Annotated in this window: 15 protein-coding genes; 8 read left to right on the top strand and 7 right to left on the bottom strand. The window is 73.7% G+C overall.

The window, feature by feature from the left end:
- The coding region (locus tag ONA70_RS13465; protein ID WP_265006744.1) for a transglycosylase domain-containing protein at positions 1-1,890 on the bottom strand (1,890 nt) is incomplete at its 3' end.
- 407 nt (positions 1,891-2,297) lie between these two features.
- Here ONA70_RS13465 and ONA70_RS13460 point away from each other — a divergent pair.
- The gene (locus ONA70_RS13460; RefSeq protein ID WP_046564004.1) at positions 2,298-2,618 is read left to right on the top strand and encodes a WhiB family transcriptional regulator; all 321 of its coding nucleotides are present in this window, start codon (positions 2,298-2,300) and stop codon (positions 2,616-2,618) included.
- Positions 2,619-2,640: 22 nt separating this feature from the next.
- Here ONA70_RS13460 and ONA70_RS13455 read toward each other — a convergent pair whose 3' ends face one another.
- The 3 genes from ONA70_RS13455 to ONA70_RS13445 all read right to left on the bottom strand — a co-directional run bounded on the left by ONA70_RS13455 (position 2,641) and on the right by ONA70_RS13445 (position 5,621).
- Positions 2,641-3,792, bottom strand: coding sequence for an ArsA family ATPase (locus ONA70_RS13455; protein WP_265006743.1), 1,152 nt, complete (start codon positions 3,790-3,792; stop codon positions 2,641-2,643).
- A gap of 54 nt (positions 3,793-3,846) precedes the next feature.
- The gene (locus ONA70_RS13450; RefSeq protein WP_265006742.1) at positions 3,847-4,824 is read right to left on the bottom strand and encodes an ArsA-related P-loop ATPase; all 978 of its coding nucleotides are present in this window, start codon (positions 4,822-4,824) and stop codon (positions 3,847-3,849) included.
- 68 nt (positions 4,825-4,892) lie between these two features.
- Positions 4,893-5,621 (bottom strand): Rv0361 family membrane protein, encoded by a 729-nt coding sequence (locus ONA70_RS13445; RefSeq protein ID WP_265006741.1) that lies wholly within the window; start codon positions 5,619-5,621, stop codon positions 4,893-4,895.
- Positions 5,622-5,969: 348 nt separating this feature from the next.
- Here ONA70_RS13445 and ONA70_RS13440 point away from each other — a divergent pair, with 348 nt between their 5' ends.
- From ONA70_RS13440 to ONA70_RS13410, 7 genes are all read left to right on the top strand, one after another.
- Positions 5,970-6,410 (top strand): hypothetical protein, encoded by a 441-nt coding sequence (locus tag ONA70_RS13440; protein WP_265006746.1) that lies wholly within the window; start codon positions 5,970-5,972, stop codon positions 6,408-6,410.
- 61 nt (positions 6,411-6,471) lie between these two features.
- Positions 6,472-6,627, top strand: coding sequence for a DUF4177 domain-containing protein (locus tag ONA70_RS13435; RefSeq protein ID WP_013289021.1), 156 nt, complete (start codon positions 6,472-6,474; stop codon positions 6,625-6,627).
- Between the two features lie 4 nt (positions 6,628-6,631).
- Complete coding sequence (locus ONA70_RS13430; protein WP_265006740.1) at positions 6,632-7,093, top strand: RidA family protein; 462 nt, start codon at positions 6,632-6,634, stop codon at positions 7,091-7,093.
- Positions 7,094-7,213: 120 nt separating this feature from the next.
- Entirely contained in the window at positions 7,214-8,014 is an 801-nt protein-coding gene (locus ONA70_RS13425) for an MBL fold metallo-hydrolase (protein ID WP_265006739.1), read from the top strand.
- Positions 8,011-11,592 (top strand): adenylate/guanylate cyclase domain-containing protein, encoded by a 3,582-nt coding sequence (locus tag ONA70_RS13420; RefSeq protein ID WP_265006738.1) that lies wholly within the window; start codon positions 8,011-8,013, stop codon positions 11,590-11,592. Before ONA70_RS13425 ends, ONA70_RS13420 begins: the two co-directional genes overlap by 4 nt.
- 153 nt (positions 11,593-11,745) lie before the next feature.
- Positions 11,746-12,216, top strand: coding sequence for a hypothetical protein (locus ONA70_RS13415; protein WP_265006737.1), 471 nt, complete (start codon positions 11,746-11,748; stop codon positions 12,214-12,216).
- A 30-nt stretch (positions 12,217-12,246) separates the two neighbouring features.
- Positions 12,247-13,767 carry a serine/threonine-protein kinase gene (locus ONA70_RS13410; RefSeq protein ID WP_265006736.1) on the top strand — a complete coding sequence of 507 codons (1,521 nt, stop codon included), beginning with the start codon at positions 12,247-12,249 and terminating at the stop codon, positions 13,765-13,767.
- Here ONA70_RS13410 and ONA70_RS13405 read toward each other — a convergent pair.
- From ONA70_RS13405 to ONA70_RS13395, 3 genes are all read right to left on the bottom strand, one after another.
- Positions 13,754-14,128: a hypothetical protein gene (locus tag ONA70_RS13405; RefSeq protein ID WP_265006735.1), complete on the bottom strand. Its 375-nt coding sequence runs from the start codon at positions 14,126-14,128 to the stop codon at positions 13,754-13,756. The genes ONA70_RS13410 and ONA70_RS13405 overlap by 14 nt on opposite strands.
- Positions 14,129-14,204: 76 nt before the next feature.
- Positions 14,205-15,368: an acyl-CoA dehydrogenase family protein gene (locus tag ONA70_RS13400; RefSeq protein WP_265006734.1), complete on the bottom strand. Its 1,164-nt coding sequence runs from the start codon at positions 15,366-15,368 to the stop codon at positions 14,205-14,207.
- On the bottom strand, positions 15,365-17,413 hold the full coding sequence (locus ONA70_RS13395; protein ID WP_265006733.1) for an ATP-binding protein: 2,049 nt from the start codon (positions 17,411-17,413) through the stop codon (positions 15,365-15,367). The genes ONA70_RS13400 and ONA70_RS13395 overlap by 4 nt, the downstream gene beginning before the upstream one ends.
- Positions 17,414-17,463 lie beyond the last annotated feature (50 nt).

Below are 17,463 nucleotides of genomic sequence, written 5' to 3'. Positions count from 1 at the left end.
CGCGGTGGCGGTCTTGCACTTGCTGGTCGACGAGCGGTCACCCACCGGGCAGCGGGCGGCGTCCACGGCGGCCCGGGCCACCTGGGTGCTGATCCGCTGCTCGCAGTGCGGGTTGGCGATGTCGAGCTTGTCGCCGTCCGGGCCGCGGATCTCCTGGACCGGGATCGGCTCGCAGTACTTGCCGTCCGCCGCCAGCGTGGCGTACGCGTTGGCCAGTTCCAGCGGCGTGGTCTGCGAGACACCGAGGGTGAACGCGCCCCACTGGTGCGCGGCGTCCTTGTTCTCGGCGAACCGGGCGTCGCTCGGCGCGCGGAAGGTGATGCCCAGCTTCTGCGCCGCCTTCACCACGTTCTCGGCGCCGACCCGCTGCTGGAGCGCGACGAAGAACGTGTTGACCGAGAATCCGAACGCGCTCCACATGTTGTGCACGCCGGCCATCGACTTGTTGGCGTTGACCGGGCAGTAGAAGTGCGTGCCCTTACAGGCGGCCGGGTTGCTGGAGTCGATGATGTACTCGGACTTGAACTGTTCCGGGGCGTTGATGGTGTAACTGAGCGGGTAGCCCTTCTCCAGGGCCGCCACCAGCGTGAAGATCTTGAAGGTCGAGCCGGCCTGGTAGCCGGTGATGCCGGGGCCGCCGGTGATCAGCGGGTTCACCGTGTTCGGGCGGTTGCCCCGGATCTTCTTCTTGGCCTTCTTCGGGTCGCTGGAGATCTTGTTCTGCGGGTGGTTCGGGTCGTCGATCTTGAAGTTGCGGTTCACCGCGACGGCCCGGACCCGACCGGTGCCCGGCTCGATCACCGCCACCATCCGGGCAGCCGTGGCGCTCACGCCCAGGTTGTTGCGGACCGCCGTGTCGGCGGCCCGCTGCGCCTGCAGGTCCAGGCTGGTGGTGATGGTGTAGCCGCCGCTCTTCAGCCGGCGCTCGCGGTCGTACGAGGTGGAGCCGAACGTCTCCTGCTGCATCCACCAGCGGTAGAAGTAGTCGCAGAAGAAGCCCCAGCTCTGGGTGGTGGTGGCGACGCAGCCGTTCGGCGTGCGCTTGTCCTTGACCACCAGCTTGATCGCCTTGGCCTGGTCGGCCTGCTCCTTGGTGACGGCGCCGATCAGGACCATGTTGTCGATGACGTAGTCCCGCCGCCCGACCGCGCCCGGGTAGCCGGACTTGGTGGTGGGATCGAAGTCGGTGGGTGCCTTGACCAGGCCGGCGAGCAGCGCGGACTCCTGGATGTCGAGCTTGCTCGGCGGCTTGCCGAAGTAGACCTGGCTGGCGGCGTAGATGCCGTACGCGCCGTTGCCGAAGGCGGCGATGTTCAGGTAGCGCTCCAGGATCTCGTCCTTGGAGAGCTCCTTGTCGATCTGGAGCGCGTAGCGCATCTCGCGCAGCTTGCGGGCGCTGGTGTCCTCGGTCGCCGCGACCACGTCGGCCGGGTGGGTGGCCGAGTACGAGATGGCCAGCCGGACGTACTGCATGGTGAGCGTCGACGCGCCCTGCCGGGAGTTCGTCCCGGACTGGTTGTTGACGAACGCCCGCGCGACGCCGTTGAGGTCCACGCCGTTGTGCTTGTAGAAGTCGTGGTCCTCGGCCGCGATGATGGCCTTCTGCATGTACGGCGAGATGTCCTTGAGCTTGACGTCGCGCCGGTTCTCGTCGTACATCGTGGCGAGCGGCGTCTTGCCGTCGGCGGCCAGCAGGTAGCTGATCTGCGGCGCGCGGGCCACCGTCAGCTCCTTGGGCAGCGAGCCGAACGTCTCGGCTCCCGCCTTCGCCGCGAGTCCCGACATCGCCACCGCGGGGAAGGCCGCCGCCGCGACCACCACACCGGCCAACAGGCCACAGACAAGTAGCGATGCGGCGTTGGTCAGCACATTGTGGTCACGTTTCCGCATCCAGGTCACCTCGACAGGGTACGCGAGTAGGGAACGAGGGGCGCGCGGGGAAGTTTCCCCATTTCCGGCGCGCGCCGGCCTCGTTGTGCTAAACGCACGAGCCCTGGTGCGTGGTTGCGTGAAACCTGGCGAAAGTCTCCTCCGAACGGGGGAGCCGCGCAGCGTTTTCACGTACTCGGGCCGGGTAGACGGGCGGGCGAAAGCCCGGGAAGCCGGGAGTGTCCGGAATGATGGATTTAGCCGACAACGTTGCGTAATCGGTCGACTACACAGCATGATGGTGAGCGGCGACAGAGCCACACGTCGTCCGTGCCGCCCTTGGGGAGGCCGGCCGGATGACCGGGGGGTCGAAATTCGACGGCTGGTCGCGCGAAGTCGGTAGGTACTGCAAGGGGGGACGTGTACAGATGGGCATGATCACTGACTGGCCGTCACTGGCGGCATGTCAGAACGGGGACCCGGACGCGTTGTTCGTACAAGGCGCCGAACAGAACGTGGCGAAGAGGATCTGCCGGAGCTGCCCAGTTCGGTACGAGTGCCTGGCCGACGCGCTCGACAACCGGATCGAGTTCGGGGTGTGGGGTGGCATGACCGAACGCGAGCGCCGGGCGTTGCTGCGCCGTCACCCGCAGGTGACCAGCTGGCGCAAGATGTTCGAGGCCGCCATGAAGAAGAACGCCAAGGAGAAGGCCGGCAAGGACAAGGTCCTGGTGACCACCGCCAACTGATCGTCGCGTCGGTCGCCGCGCCTCACCGCCGGCTGATCGCCTCGCCGATGGTCCGTAGCCCGTCGACGTCGTGCACGTCGGCGGGCTGCGCCGTCACCGACACCGTCGGCACCGTCGGGAAGGCCTCGGTGAACTGGGCCGCCACCCGCCGCTCGCGTACCGCCTGCTGGGCCAGCGTGGCGTGGGCCCGCAGCACCTCGACCGTGCCCTCGTGCCCGCCCTCGACGGCCAGCCGCTCGGCGGCGGCCAGGCTGTCGGCGGCGGTCAACCGCGGCACCGCCGGCTCGTGCACCCGGTTGAGCACCAGGCCGGCCAGCGGCATGCGCTCCTCCCGCAGCCGCCCGGCGAAGTACGCCGCCTCCCGGACCGCGTCCGGCTCCGGCGCCGCGACCAGCAGGAACGCCGTCTCCCGCGCCTGCAGGATCCGGTACGTCTGCTCGGCCCGCTGCCGGAAGCCGCCGAACATCGAGTCCAGCGCGGCGACGAAGCCGGACAGGTCAGTGAGCAGTTGCGCGCCGATCACCTTCTGCACGGCCTTCGAGAACATCCCGAAGCCGGCGGTCACGAAGCTGAACATGCTCCGCCCCCCGGTGCGGGCCGGGGCCAGCAGCAGCCGCAGCATCCGGCCGTCGAGGAAGCGGGAGAGCCGGGCCGGCGCGTCCAGGAAGTCCAGGGCCGAGCGGGACGGCGGAGTGTCCACGACGATCAGGTCCCACTCGCCGCGGGCGTGCAGCTGGCCCAGCTTCTCCATCGCCATGTATTCCTGGGTGCCGGCGAAGGTCGAGCTCATGGCCTGGTAGAAGGGGTTGGCGAAGATCTCCGCCGCCTTCGCCGGATCGGTGTGCTGGAGCACCACGTCGTCGAAGGTGCGCTTCATGTCCAGCATCATGGCGTGCAGCTCACCGCCGCTGGCCTCGACGTCGATGCCCTTGACCCGCCGCGGGGTGTTGTCCAGCTCGGTCAGGCCGAGCGACTGGGCCAGCCGGCGGGCCGGGTCGATGGTGAGCACCACCGTCCGCCGGCCGTGCCGCTCGGCCGCCCGCAGCGCCAACGCGGCCGCGGTGGTCGTCTTGCCCACTCCGCCGGCCCCGCAGCAGACCACGATCCGCACGCCCGGATCGGCGAGGATCTGGTCGACGTCCAGCGGTGGCGCCGCGTCTTCGGAAGGCACCAATCGAGCGTATCGGTCTGCGGGGTGTCTCTGCTCCGGGCCGGCCGCAGGTGTGAGTCAATCCGCCCGGACGAGCGCCGCGGCCAGCGTCTCCAGCCCCGCCCGGTCCACTCCCTCGGGGAGCAGCGGCAGCTCGGTCAGCGGCAGGCCCAGCTCCACCAGGTCGGCCCGGAGCGAGTCCTCCAGCTCCCGGCGTACCTGCTGGTCCCGGGCCTCCTCGACCAGCCCCGCGACGGTCCGGCCGTCGGCCGGCAGCCCGGCGGCGGACAGCCCCCGCTTCAGCTCGGCCGCGGTCACCGCGCGGCCGGCCGGCACCGGGGGCCGGGCCCCGTTGACGATCACCCGCCCGACCGGGAAGCCCAGCTGGGTCAGCTCCGCGATCGCGTCGACCGTCTCCTGGACCGGCATCTCCTCCAGCAGGGTCACCACGTGCACGGCCGTGATCGGCGAGCGGAGCAGCACGGAGACCCCCTCGCTCTGGGTCTTGATCGGGCCGACCTTGGCCAGCCGGGCGGTCTCCGCCGTGACGTTGAGGAAACGGCCGATCCGCCCGGTCGGCGGGGCGTCCAGCACCACCGCGTCGTACGTTCGGCGCTGGCCGTTGGTGCGGGTGGTGGCCTCCTTGACCTTGCCGGTGAGCAGCACGTCCCGCAGGCCCGGGGCGATGGTGGTGGCGAAGTCGATCGCGCCGAACTTGCGCAGCGCCCGGCCGGCCGCGCCCAGCTTGTAGAACATGTCCAGGTACTCGAGGAGCGCCTCCTCGGCGTCCACCGCGAGGGCGCGTACCTCGCCGCCACCCGGGGCGTCGGTCAGGTGCCGCTCCTCGTACGGCAGCGGGTCGGTGCCGAAGAGCTGGGCGATGCCCTGCCGCCCCTCCACCTCGACCAGCAGGGTGCGCCGGCCGCCGGCGGCCAGCCCGAGGGCCAGCGCTGCGGCGACGCTGGTCTTGCCCGTGCCGCCCTTGCCGGTCACCACGTGCAGGCGGGCCGGCCACCCGGTGCCGGCCGGCTCGACCGGCTGCTCAGCTGCTGCCACTCGTCGAGCTTAGAGCCCGCGCGGGATGGGCGGTGGAGGCGAGGCCGGCTCCCATCCGGCCATCGGGGTCAGGCGACCTCGCAGACCCACCAACCCGTCTTCTGCACCACCGTGAAGCGCAGGTCCTGGTCGGCCACCTTCTCGTCGGAGGTGGTCATGGTGACCCGGGTGGTCACGGTCGCCCGGTCGCCGGTCTGGTTGTCCACCTTCGGGCTGGTCCAGCGGAACCGTGGGTTCTGGTACTGCGTGGCGTACTTCTGCACCTCGGCGACCTTGGCGGCGATCTTCTTGTCGTCACGCGAGGCGGAGCAGACGAAGGTGGCCGCCTTCCGGGCGTCCCGGTCCTTGTAGACGGCGGTGAGGAAGCCCTCCACCGCGACCGACGGCTCCTTGGCGCCCTGGCCGTCCTCGGCGTTACGCAGGGTGAGGAACGCGGCCGTGCCGCCACCGCCGCAGAGCAGCACCGCCGCGGCCAGCACGATCGAGGCGATCAGCAGGCCGCGCCGCTTCTTGGGGGCCGGCGGCTGCTGGTTCGGCGGGTAGCCTCCGGGCCCCGGCGGCGGGTAGCCCCCGAGTCCGGCCGGCGGGTAGCCCCCCGACGCTGGCGGCGGGTAGCCCCCGGGTCCGGGCGGCGGGTAGCCGCCGGGTCCGGGCGGGTAGCCCCCGGGCACCGGCTGCGGGGGCGCCCCGGGCCCCGGCGGCGGGAACGCCCCGGGCATCGGCGTGGCGCCGAACGGCGGCTGCGCGGGCGACGGGCCACCGGGCGCGGCGGCACCGCCGATGGGTGGTTGGGTCATCTCTTCCCCCCCGGGGTGCGGCGTCGTCGCCGCCCGAAGGCGGTGGACGCGTGATCCAGCACGGCGGGCGAGCGGGGTCGCCCGTCCAGACCGGAAGGGTAGCGGTCGATGGCCGACTTGCCAGCCCCGCGTACGCGGGTGGGTGCCGCGAGTCCGGCAGAACGTGAAGAGGCCGTCGCCTTCCGGACGAGAGGTGTGTCGCATATGTGACTGGACGTGATCGGATATGCGCGTCCCGTTGCCGGGACTTCCGGCAGGTCCTACGTTCGTCGCGACGCGGGCCGGACGGAGCAGTGGGCCGAGCCGGATGTGATGACTTTGATCAGGTACGACGCCCGGAGGCAGGACATGCGCGACGCGGAGAACATCCCTCGAGTCCAGTTCGCGACCGGTGAGCGGGCGGGGCGACCCGGTGCGGACGAGGGGCCCGGCACGGGGCCGTCGGGCAACGAGTGGCCGTACCGCCAGCCGGTCGAGGTGCTCCGCAGGCTGATCCGCCCCGCCAGCCGGGACGACGAGGCGCCGGGATACGTCATCCACCTGCCGGTCCGGGTCTCCGACCTGGCGGCGGCCACCGCGCTGGCCGGCACCGTGGCCACCTCGCTGGGCTTCCTCGGCGAACTGGACGCCGGCGAGACCACCGTGTCCACCGCCGACGACCAGAACAACCGGCACCGGGTCTTCTGCGACCTCCTGTTGGCCGACCGCACCCGGTGCCCACAGCGGTACGACCACGAGGGGCCCTGCGGCGAACCGCCCGCCCCGGAGCAGCGTCCCGCGTCCCGGTAGTTCCGCCGGACCGTAGGCTGTGCCTGACCAAAGTACATGCCAGGCAAGGGAGCCTTCCTCCATGCAGAAGTGGGAATACGCCACGGTCCCGCTGCTGGTCCACGCGACCAAGCAGATCCTCGACAACTGGGGCGAGGACGGCTGGGAACTGGTCTCCGTGGTTCCCGGCCCCAACCCGGAGCAGCTCGTCGCCTACCTCAAGCGCCCGAAGGGCTGAGGGCATGAGCAACGGACCGCACGCGAAGCTCGCCGAGCTGGGCCTGACCCTGCCCGAGGTGGTGCCGCCGGTGGCCAGCTACGTGCCGGCCGTCCAGTCCGGGCAGCACGTCTACGTCTCCGGCCAGCTCCCCATGGCCGAGGGCAAGCTGCTCGCCACCGGCAAGGTCGGCAACGGCGTCTCCGCCGAGCAGGCGAAGGACCTGGCCCAGCGGTGCGCCCTGAACGCGCTCGCCGCGATCGACTCGCTGGTCGGCCTCGAGAACGTGGTCAAGGTCGTGAAGCTGACCGGCTTCGTGGCCAGCGCGCCGGGCTTCACCGGCCAGCCGGGGGTGATCAACGGGGCCTCCGACCTGTTCGGCGCCGTCTTCGGCGAGGCCGGCCGGCACGCCCGCAGCGCGGTCGGGGTGGCCGAGCTGCCGCTCGACGCGCCCGTCGAGGTCGAGGTCATCGTCGAGGTGGCCTGATCCGCCGCCGCCCCGCGATCTTGCCGGTACCGCCCCGGCGAAAGCCGTGAACGACCACAAATCACAGGCGGAACCTGCAAGATCGCGGGGAGTGGCGAGCGGGGTCGTACGATCGCTGCCATGGGCGGGCATGTGACCGGGGCGGCGGGTGCCCTCGCGGACGAGCTGCCGGGGTGGGTGAGGCTGCTGCGCGCGCCGAACCCGGGGCCGATGACGCTCGACGGCACCAACACCTGGGTGCTGCGTGCCCCCGGCGCCGAGCACGCGGTCGTGGTCGACCCGGGCCCGGCCGACGAGGCGCACCTGGCCGCGATCGCGGCGCACGGGCCGGTCGGGTTCGTGCTGATCACCCACGGGCACCCCGACCACACCGAGGGCGCGCCGCGGCTGAGCGAACTGCTCGGCGGGGCGCACGTCCTCGCCGCCGACCCGGCACACACCATCGGCGGCGAGCCGCTGACCGAGCCGGGCGAGCACTTCGGCATCGACGGGCTGGAGATCCGCCTGCTCAACACCCCCGGGCACACCGCCGACTCGGTCTGCTTCCTGGTCGAGCACGGCGACGATCGGGTCGTGCTCACCGGCGACACCATCCTGGGCCGGGGCACCACCGTGGTCGCCCATCCGGACGGCCACCTCGGGGACTACCTGTCGAGCCTGGAACTGCTCTCCACGTACCGGGGGATCCCGGCACTTCCCGGGCACGGCCCGGCGCTGGCCGACTGCGGCGCGGCGGCCGAGTTCTACCTCGCCCATCGGCGGGCCCGGCTGGACCAGGTGCGGGCGGCGGTGGCGGCGGGCGCGACCAGCGCGTCCGAGGTGGTGGCCAAGGTCTACGCCGACGTCGACCGGTCGCTCTGGTGGGCCGCCGAGTGGTCGGTCCGCGCCCAGCTCGAGTACCTCGGGGTGGAGCAGCCGTGACCTGCCCGGTCTGCGGCACGCTCGCTGTCCCGGGGGCGAAGTTCTGCCACAACTGCGGGGCGGCGCTGCCGGCCGCCGCCACCCTGCCGACCGCCGAGCGGCGGGTGGTCACCGTGCTTTTCGGCGACCTCTCCGACTTCACCTCCTGGTCCGAGGACCTCGACCCGGAGCGGGTCGGCGCGGTCACCGACCGGGTGCTGGCCGCCCTCGCCGGCGCCGTCAAGACCTTCGGCGGGCACGTCGACAAGCTGACCGGCGACGGGATCATGGCGGTCTTCGGGGCGCCGGTGGCGCACGAGGACGACGCCGAGCGGGCGGTCCGGGCGGCGCTCTCCATGCAGCGGGCCGTCCGCCGGGTGCTCGACGACGAGCGGGGCGGCGGCGCGCCGCTCGGCCTGCGGGTCGGGTTGAACACCGGCGACGTCATCGCCGGGATCCAGGCGGCGATCGAGTACACGGTCATCGGCGACACGGTGAACACCGCCGCCCGGCTGGCCGACGCCGCCGCCGTGGGCGCGGTCTACGCGGGGGCGCGGACCTCCGCCGCCACCCGGCACGTCGCCTCCTGGCGGGCGCTGCGGCCGCTGCGGCTCAAGGGCAAGCGCGAGCCGGTCGAGGCGTACGAGCTGCTGGGCCTCCTGGACGCCCCGGGCACCCGGTCCGGTCTCGGTGACGAGGCGCCGTTCGTGGGTCGGGAGACCGAGATCGGTCGGGTCGCCGGCCGGCTCGCCGAGGTGATCGACCGGGGTGAGCCCCGGGTGCTGCTGATGACCGCCGAGGCGGGGATCGGCAAGTCCCGGTTCGCCGCCGAGGTGGAACGCCTCGCCGCCGGCTACGACGTGGGCGCCGGCCGGTACGCCGCGCACACCGGTGCCCGGGTGCTTTCCGTACGCTGCGCCGCGTTCGGCGAGCGGCGCCGGCTCGCGCCCCTCGCCGACCTGGTCCGGGCGGCGGTCGGCCTGCCCAACGACCCGGCCACGGCACTCACCCGGCCGGCGGTGGAGGAGCGGCTGCGCCGGCTCGGCCAGCGCCTCGGCCGGCTCTCCGACGACCTGCCCCCGATCGCCGTCGACCAGCTCCTGGCCCTGCTCGGGTACGGGGAACTCCCCGCCGCCACGGAGCACAGCGAGTGGAGCGCCGCCGCCCCGCCACCGGATGCCGAAGCGGTGCCGAACGCGGTCGCCGACCTGCTCAGCGCGCTCGCGGTGGAGGCGCCGCTGGCCATCGTCGTGGACGACCTGCACGACGCCACGGCCGAGACGATCAACGCGCTCGGGCTGACGCTCAACCGGCTCAGTGGACCGGTGCTGGTGCTGCTGCTCGGCCGCCCCGAGCTGGTGCGTACCGCCGGCGCGCTGACCCGGGTCGCGGACGCCGAGGTGCACGCGTTGCCCCCGCTGCGCGGCGCCGACGCCTCCCGGTTGCTCACCAGCTATCTGGGCGGCGGCAAGCTGCCGCCGGCCGAGGCCGACCGGCTGCTGGCCACCGCGCAGGGCAACCCGTTCTACCTGGCTGAGCTGGTCACCCTGCTGATGGAGCGCGGCGCGCTGACCGCCGGGCCGGGCCGGGGCGCCAATGTCGGCTGGCGGCTCGCCCCGGGGTCGCTGGGCAGCCGGCTGCTCTCCCGCGACCTGGCCGCCGTGCTCGCCGCGCGTATCGACGCGCTGCCGCCGGACGCCCGCTCGGTGCTGCGGGACGCCGCGGTGGTCGGCGACACGGTGCCCGCCGGCACCCTGGAGGCGCTCCGCGAGCAGCGCGTCGGCCTGGCCGGCCGGCCGTCGGCGGTGGCCGCCGTCGAGCTGGACCGGGCCGTGGAGGAGCTGCTGCAACGCCGCATGCTGCACCGCATCCGGACCGGCTTCGCCTTCGCCACCCCGCTGATGCGGGAGGCCGCGTACGCCGGGGTGAGCAAGGCCGAGCTGGCCGAGCGGCACGCCGCGCTGGCCAGCTGGGCGGCCCCGGAGAGCGCCGACGGCACCGCCGCCCTGCCCGGCGGGTTCACCGAGGCCGCCCGGGACGACTTCGTCGCCGAGCACGTCGAGCGGGCCGCCGCGCTCGCCGACGCGGTGAAGCTGCGCCCGGACGCGCCGGCCCGCGCGGTGGCTCCGCTCGGCGTCGCCGCGCTCGGCCGGGCCGCCCGGCGGGCGCTGCGCTCGGGCGAGCCGGCCCTGGCCGTCGAGTACGCCGAGCGTGCCGCCGAACTGGCCCGCGACGGGCTGCCGCTGGCCGACCGGGTGGTGCACGCCCGGGCGCTGCTCCAGATCGGCCGGCCGGCCGACGCGCTCGCCTTCGCCGAGAAGATCGCCGCCAACGCCGGAGACGCGGCGGCGACCCGGGCCAGTGCCCTGCTGCTGGCCGGGCAGGCCCACCAGACCCTCGGCGACGCCGACCGGGCGGAGCGCTGCTGGCAGGAGGCGCTGCAGGTGGCCACCGCGGCCGACCTGCCGACGATGCGCGCCTCGGCGATGCGACGGCTGGGCATGGCCGACTTCATCGCCGGCCGGCTGGGCCAGGCGAGCAGCCGGCTCGCCGCCTCCTACCAGGTCAGCCTCTCGGCGAAGGACCCGCGCGGGCAGGCTTGGTCGTTGCAGAACCTGGCCTGGGTGACCACCACCCGGGGCGACTTCGCCGGCACCGACGCGGTGCTCGGCCGGGCCGCCCGGCTGTTCGCCGAGCTGAAGGACCCGTACGGGCGGGCCTGGCTGCGCGGTACCACCGCCTTCGCCCGGCTGCTCGCCGGCCGGCTCCGCGAGGCCTGCCGGATGGCGCAGGTTTTCCTGCCGTTCGGCGAGCGGGTCGGCGAGGCGTGGGCGGTCGGCACGCTCCGCGCGGTCGAGGCGTACGCCACCGCAGAGCTGGGCGAGCTGGCCGAGGCGGACCGGGGGGCACGCCGCGCGTACCGGGAGTTCGCCGAGATCGGCGACGACTGGGGGCAGGGCTTCGCCCTGGTCGTACGCGGGGTGGTGGCGCGTGGGTTGGGCGAGCCGGAGCACGCCGCCGACCTGCTCACCGACGCCCTGACGTACGCGGGGCGCACCTCGCACCCGCTGCTCACCGGGATGGCCGGGACGTTGCGCGGTTTCGTGGCGCTGGACATGGGCGACCACGAGACCGCCGAGCGGGACGCCCGCGCGGTGCTGACCACTGTGGAGCCGCACAACCCGCAGGCCCCCGCCCAGGTGGCGCCCCGGGTGCTGCTCGCCGTGGCCCGGCTCGCCGCCGGCGATCCGGCCACCGCCGTGGGACTGCTCGCCCCGGTGGCCACCGTCGCCGCCAGCACCCCGTCGCTGCTCTTCGCCCGCCGCCAGACCATGGCCCGGTACGCCTCGGCGCTGCTCGCCCACGGGCAGCGGGAACAGGCCCTGGACTGGGCGCAGCGGGCGATGCGCGCGCCGGCCGAGGACGTCCGGAGCCAGGTCATCGCGGCCTGTGTGCTGGCCGAGGCGCTGGACGCCTGCGACCGGCGGGCCGAGGCGCTGGCCGGCGCCGAGGAGGCGGTGCGCCTGGCGTACGCCACCGAGCAGCGCAGCGAACGGGCCGTCGCCGAAGCCCTCCGCGCCCACCTCGCCACCCCCTGACACCCCTCGCGTCCATCGTGGTTCGCGGGGTGGATGGGCGGTGCGGCGGCGTCCAGGTTTGACGATTTCGGGGATGTGCGCGTCGGGGGTGGCGGTTAGCGTGTGGGGGTTGAGGGGACCGTCCACAGCGGCGGTCGCGGGTGGGGAGGACGGATGAGGCTGCCGCGCTCCGCCGCTGGCTGGACGATCGCGGTCTTCGGGGCCCTGGCGGTGCTGCTGGGTGCGCTCGGGCTGATCTGGCCGGAGGCACAGCTGCGCATGCTCGGTTTCGAGGTGCCGGCCGAGCGGACCGCCGGTGACTACACCGGGACGTTCCTCACCGCGTCCTCGATGGCCTCCTTCAACATGGGGGTCTACTACCTGCTCGCCGCCGCCACCGAGTGGCGGGTCTTCTACCGGTTCACCGTCTGGTTCCGGCTGGTCACGTTCACCGTCTTCACCATCACCGTGCTCTCCGACGTCGCTCCGGGCCGGTTCTTCTCCGTCGCCGTCTGGGAGGGGCTGGGCGCGGTCGCGACGGCCGTCGGCCTGTGGTGGGACGCCCGACGCGCGGCCCCCGCCGGGGTGGCCGGGGCCGCGGCCGTCGGGTCCGGGCCGGTGCCGGCGACCGACGCGGTGTCCTGAGCGACGCGGATCATTGGGTATTTTCGAGCCGTGACCGAGACTCCGCCCGGCGCCCTCCGGCTGCCCATCGTGCCCGGTCTGACCGATTTGGAGGTTTTCGCCCGGGGTGGCTACGCCACCGTCTACCGGGCCACCCAGATCTCGGTCGGGCGCGAGGTCGCGGTCAAGGTGGAGAACCGCACCCTGGACAGTGAGCGCGACCAGGCCCGGTTCCTGCGCGAGGCGCGGGCCGCCGGGAAGATGTCCTCCCACCCGCACGTGGTCGACCTCTTCGACGTCGGGGTCACCGTCGACCAGCACCCCTACCTGATCATGGAGCTCTGCGACGGGTCGTACGCGGAGCGGATGCGTACCTCGCCGCTGGGCCCGGTGGAGGCGCGTGACCTGGGCGTGAAGATCGCCGACGCGCTCGCGCACTCGCACGCGGCCGGGGTGCTGCACCGGGACGTGAAGCCGGCCAACATCCTCTACTCGCACTTCAACCCGGCGGTGCTGGCCGACTTCGGGCTGGCGGTGCTGGCCGAGGTGCGGGACGCCTCGGTCACCCTGGAGGTGCTGACCCCGGCGTACGCGCCGCCGGAGATGTTCAGCCACAGCCCGCCCTCGCCGGCGGTCGACGTGTACGCGCTCTGCGCCACCCTCTACGCGGTGATGCACGGCCGGCCCCCGCGCTGGCAGTCCGAACGCAACCCGAGCCTGGTCACCGTGCTGGAGATGTTCCACCAGCCGATCCCCGGCCTGCCCGGGGTGCCGGAGGAGCTGATCGACGTGCTCCGGCTGGGCATGTCCAACGACCCGGGCGAGCGGCCGTCCGCCGTGGAGTTGCGCGGGATGCTCGCCGCCCTGCCGCTCGACGGCGCCTCCCCGGTCAGCGGCGCCCCGATCTCCGGTGTGCCCCTCAGCGGCGGTGGCGCGACCGGTGGGGCGTACCCGCTGGGCCGGACGGGGCAGCCGAGCCCGCGCCCGCCCGCGGCGGAGGAACACCCGACGATCCCGGTGCCGGGCCGGCGGTGGCGGCGCCGCTGGTTCCTCGGCGGGGCGGGGGTGGTCGCGCTGGCCGCCTCGGCCTCCGTGGGGGCGTGGCTGGCGGGCGGCTCGCCGCCCGTGACGCAGCCGACGCCGGTGGCCAGCGGGGCGGTCGATCCGACCGGGGCCAAGGTGCTGCCGGGCTGCGCGGCCGGCGGGGTACGCCTGCCGGCGGGTGCCCGCTGCGCGCCCGAGCTGGAGTGCTTCGGCCCGGTACGGCTGCGCCGCGACCGCGCGGAGGCGACCCGGGTGCCGTGCGACGGCCGGCACACCTGGGAGACCTACGCCGAGGGCGACCTGCCGGCGGCGCTCACCGGGGCCGGCCACGAGGCGGTCGTCGCCGATCCGGCCGTCCAGCAGGTCTGCAACGTCAGCACCTTCCGCCTGGTCAGCGGCATCAAGCAGACGGGCGGCTGGAACCTGGAGGTGCTGCCGCCCGTCGGCGCCACCACCGATCGCACCTACCGCTGCCTGGCCGGGCGCGGCGTCGACGCGCTCGCCGTGCCGACCCTCACCGGTCGCTGAGCCCGGTCACCCGCCGGTTCTCCCGGACCTCCCGGGGGTCGAGCGCATCCAGGGTGTCGGCGTCGAGTTCGTGCCCGCCGCGGCGGGGGTCCGGAGGCGTCCGCGGATCGAACGACTCCAGCGGGTCGGTGTCCACTTCGTACCCGTCGGGCCGCTGTTCCGCCGGGGGGTCGTCGCCGGCCTGCCGGGCGGCGCTCACCGCCACCCCGGTGATCATCGCAAGCACGACGCAGAGCAGGGCCAGGGCCACCGACAAGACACCGGCCGGGTGCCACGCCAGCAGGGCGACCAGTGCGGCCACCGCAGCCACCGCCGCGAGGACGGCCTTCACCCGCGCACCGGGCTTCGGGAACGAGCTCACCCGTTCAGGATCGCCCAGGCCGTCCAGGTGTCAACCGGCCGAGCCGCGGCCGGCCTGGCCGCCCCAGGAATCCGGGTCAGTACGACTTGTCCTGCCCGAGTACGTGCTGGGCGACGAAGTTGAGGATCATCTCCCGGCTGACCGGGGCGATCCGGCCGGCCCGGACCGCGCCGAGCAGGGTGGCCACGCCGTACTCGGTGGTCATGCCCGCCCCGCCGAGTGCCTGCACGGCGGTGTCCACGGCGAGCGCGGCGGCCTCCCCGGCGGCGTACTTGGCCATGTTGCCGGCGACGCCGGCCTCCAGGTCGCGACCGGCGTCGTACAGGGTGGCGGCCTTGTGGATCATCAGCCGGGCCAGTTCCACCTGTACCGCGGCGTGCGCGAGGGGGTGGGCGACGCCCTGGTGGGAGCCGATGCTCCGCCCGCCCCACACCTTCCGGGTGGCGGTGTACGCGCTGGCCCGCTCGATGGCGTACCGGCCGGTGCCGGCGCCCATCGCGGCGACCGTGATCCGTTCCGGGTTCAGCCCCGAGAAGAGCGCTGGCAGCCCGGCCTCCAGCGACTCGCCGACCAGCGCGTCGGCGGGCAGCCGGACGTCGTCCAGGTAGAGCAGGAACTGGTTTTCCGGGGAGAGGATCTCCATGTTCAGCTTGGACCGCTCCAGACCCGGTGCGTCGGTCGGCACGAGGAACAGCGCCGGCTTGAGCCTGCCCGTCGACGCGTCTTCGGTGCGCGCCACCACCAGCACGTGCTGCGCCTCGTCGACGCCGGAGATGTAGCATTTGCGGCCGGAGAGCAGCCAGTCGTCGCCGTCCCGGCGGGCCACCGTGCCGAGCCGGTGGAAGTTGGAGCCGGCCTCCGGCTCGGTGATCGCGAAGACGATCTTCTGCGAGCCGTCGGCGAGGCCGGGCAGGTGCCGCTTGCGCTGCTCCTCGGTGCCGTGCTTGTTGAGCACGGTGGCGGCGATCGCGGGGGAGACCACGAGCAGCAGCAGCGGGCAGCCGGCGGCGGCCAGTTCCTCGCAGACGATGGCCAGTTCGGTGATGCCACCGCCCCCGCCGCCGTACTCGATGGGGATGTTGACACCCAGGTAGCCGAGCTGGCCGGCCTCGTGCCACAGCTCGGTGGTGTGTTCCCCCGATTTCGCTTTCGCTACGAAATAGGAATGACCGTACCTGCGGCCGAGCGTCCGGACGGCGTCGCGGAGCTGGTCCTGCTCGGGAGTGAGGTCGACGTTCATTCGGGGTCCTCCTCGGGGTTGGCCACGACGGCCAGCACGGCGCCGGTGTCGACCTGGCCGCCGGCCGGCACCGGCAGTTCGGTGACCACGCCGTCGGTCGGGGCGAGCACCGGATGTTCGAGCTTCATCGCTTCCAGGGTCAGCAGCAGGTCACCGGCGGCGACCCGCTGGCCGACGTCGACGTGCACCCGGGCCACCGCGCCGGGCAGCGGCGCGAGCAGCGACCCGGCCGCCAGGGCCGCGGTAGGCAGCGGGAACCGGGGCAGCTGGGTGAGGCTCGTCGCCCCGTCCGGGCCGTCCACGAAGACCTGCGACCCCACCCCGTGTACGCGGAACCCCCGCCGGACGCCGTCCACGTCGAGGATCACCAGGTCCGGGGCGGCCTCCACCAGTGCCACGACCGGCGGCTGCCCGGCGGCTGTCGGTTCGCCGTCGGCACCTTCAGCTCGGCGCGTCTGACGCCGCGCTGCAAGGTGCCGGTCGCCGTCCGACGCGGCAGACCAGCCGGCGAGCCCGCCCCGGCGGTCGAGGCGGTATCGCACCTCGATCTCGCCGTCCGGCCCGGCATAGCGGGCGACCTGCGGGAACGCCGGCACGTTGCGCCAGCCGGAGGGCACCCCCCCGAGCACCCGGGCCTCGGCACGCCGGCGGGCGGCCGACGCCAGCGCGGCGGCGAGCGCGGCGAGCGCCACCTGGTCCGCCGGGAGCAGCGGAGCGAAGACCTCCCCGTGCCGCTCCAGGAAGCCGGTGTCGATCTCCACCGCGCCGAACTCCCGGCTGCGCAGCACCCGGACCAGCAGATCCCGGTTGGTGACCACGCCGTGCAACTCGGCCCGGGCCAGCGCGCCCGCGAGGGCCCGGGCCGCCGCCGCCCGGGTGGGCGCCCGGGCGACCAGCTTGGCCAGCATCGAGTCGTAGTGCACGCTCACTGTGGCGCCGTCCACCACGCCGGAGTCCAGGCGCAGCCCACCGGTCGGGGTGAACTCACCGGTCACCCCGGGGATCGCGAAGCGGTGCAGGGTCCCGGTGGCCGGGCGGAAATCCTGGGCCGGGTCCTCGGCGCAGAGGCGTACCTCGATCGCGTGGCCGTCGGCCGGTGGGGTCGCCGCCAGCGGCAGGGGCTCGCCCTCGGCGACCAGCAGTTGCAGCTCGACCAGGTCCAGCCCGGTGACCGCCTCGGTGACCGGGTGCTCCACCTGCAGGCGGGTGTTCATCTCCAGGAAGAAGAACGCCCCGTCGGGCGCGAGCAGGAACTCGACGGTTCCGGCGCCCACGTAGTCGACGGCCCGGCCGGCGGCCACCGCCGCCGCGTGCAGCCGTTCCCGCAGCTCCGGGGCGAGGACCGCGGGCGCCTCCTCGACGATCTTCTGGTGCCGGCGCTGGATCGAGCAGTCCCGCTCGCCGAGGGCCACCACCGTGCCGAAGGTGTCGCCGAAGATCTGCACCTCGACGTGCCGGCCCCGCTCGACGTACCGCTCGATGAAAACCGTGCCGTCGCCGAACGCCGCGGCGGCCTCGCGGCGCGCCGAGGCGACGGCGGTGGCGAGCGCGGCCGGGTCGCGGACCACGCGCATGCCCCGCCCGCCGCCGCCCGCGGCGGCCTTGACCAGCACCGGGAAGTCGGTGACCTGGTCGTCCTCGGTCCAGGTCGGCAGCATCGGCACGCCCGCGTCGGCGAGCAGCGCCTTCGCCGCCATCTTGTCGCCCATCGCAGCGATCGCCTTGGCCGTCGGCCCGACCCAGGTCAGCCCGGCATCGGTCACCGCCGCGGCGAACTCGGCGTTCTCGGCGAGGAAGCCGTAGCCCGGGTGCACGGCGTCCGCGCCCGCCCGGCGGGCCGCGTTCAGGATCAGGTCGATCCGCAGGTACGTCTCGGCCGGCGTGTTCCCGGGCAGGCGTACGGCCTGGTCGGCCTCGGCGACGAAGGGCGCGCCGGCGTCCGCGTCGGAGTGCACGGCGACCGTCGCCACGCCCAGCGCCCGGCAGGTGGCGAAGACCCGGCGGGCGATCTCGCCCCGGTTGGCGACCAGCAGCTTCTGGATCATGCGGGCTGAGCCTGCCTTTCGTTCGCGACTGCGGGACTCCGCTTCGCTGC

This window comes from Micromonospora yasonensis, from assembly GCF_026013475.1.
In the GTDB taxonomy this organism is placed as follows: Bacteria; Actinomycetota; Actinomycetes; order Mycobacteriales; family Micromonosporaceae; genus Micromonospora; species Micromonospora yasonensis.
This window is presented reverse-complemented; position numbering and strand designations above follow the sequence as displayed.

Excerpts from the sequence above, each read along its gene's own strand:
- ONA70_RS13460 (WP_046564004.1), top strand. The coding sequence starts at position 2,298 with ATGGGCATGATCACTGACTGGCCGTCACTGGCGGCATGTCAGAACGGG.
- ONA70_RS13445 (WP_265006741.1), bottom strand. The coding sequence starts at position 5,621 with ATGACCCAACCACCCATCGGCGGTGCCGCCGCGCCCGGTGGCCCGTCG.
- ONA70_RS13440 (WP_265006746.1), top strand. The coding sequence starts at position 5,970 with ATGCGCGACGCGGAGAACATCCCTCGAGTCCAGTTCGCGACCGGTGAG.
- ONA70_RS13435 (WP_013289021.1), top strand. The coding sequence starts at position 6,472 with ATGCAGAAGTGGGAATACGCCACGGTCCCGCTGCTGGTCCACGCGACC.
- ONA70_RS13430 (WP_265006740.1), top strand. The coding sequence starts at position 6,632 with ATGAGCAACGGACCGCACGCGAAGCTCGCCGAGCTGGGCCTGACCCTG.
- ONA70_RS13425 (WP_265006739.1), top strand. The coding sequence starts at position 7,214 with ATGGGCGGGCATGTGACCGGGGCGGCGGGTGCCCTCGCGGACGAGCTG.
- ONA70_RS13415 (WP_265006737.1), top strand. The coding sequence starts at position 11,746 with ATGAGGCTGCCGCGCTCCGCCGCTGGCTGGACGATCGCGGTCTTCGGG.
- ONA70_RS13400 (WP_265006734.1), bottom strand. The coding sequence starts at position 15,368 with ATGAACGTCGACCTCACTCCCGAGCAGGACCAGCTCCGCGACGCCGTC.
- ONA70_RS13395 (WP_265006733.1), bottom strand. The coding sequence starts at position 17,413 with ATGATCCAGAAGCTGCTGGTCGCCAACCGGGGCGAGATCGCCCGCCGG.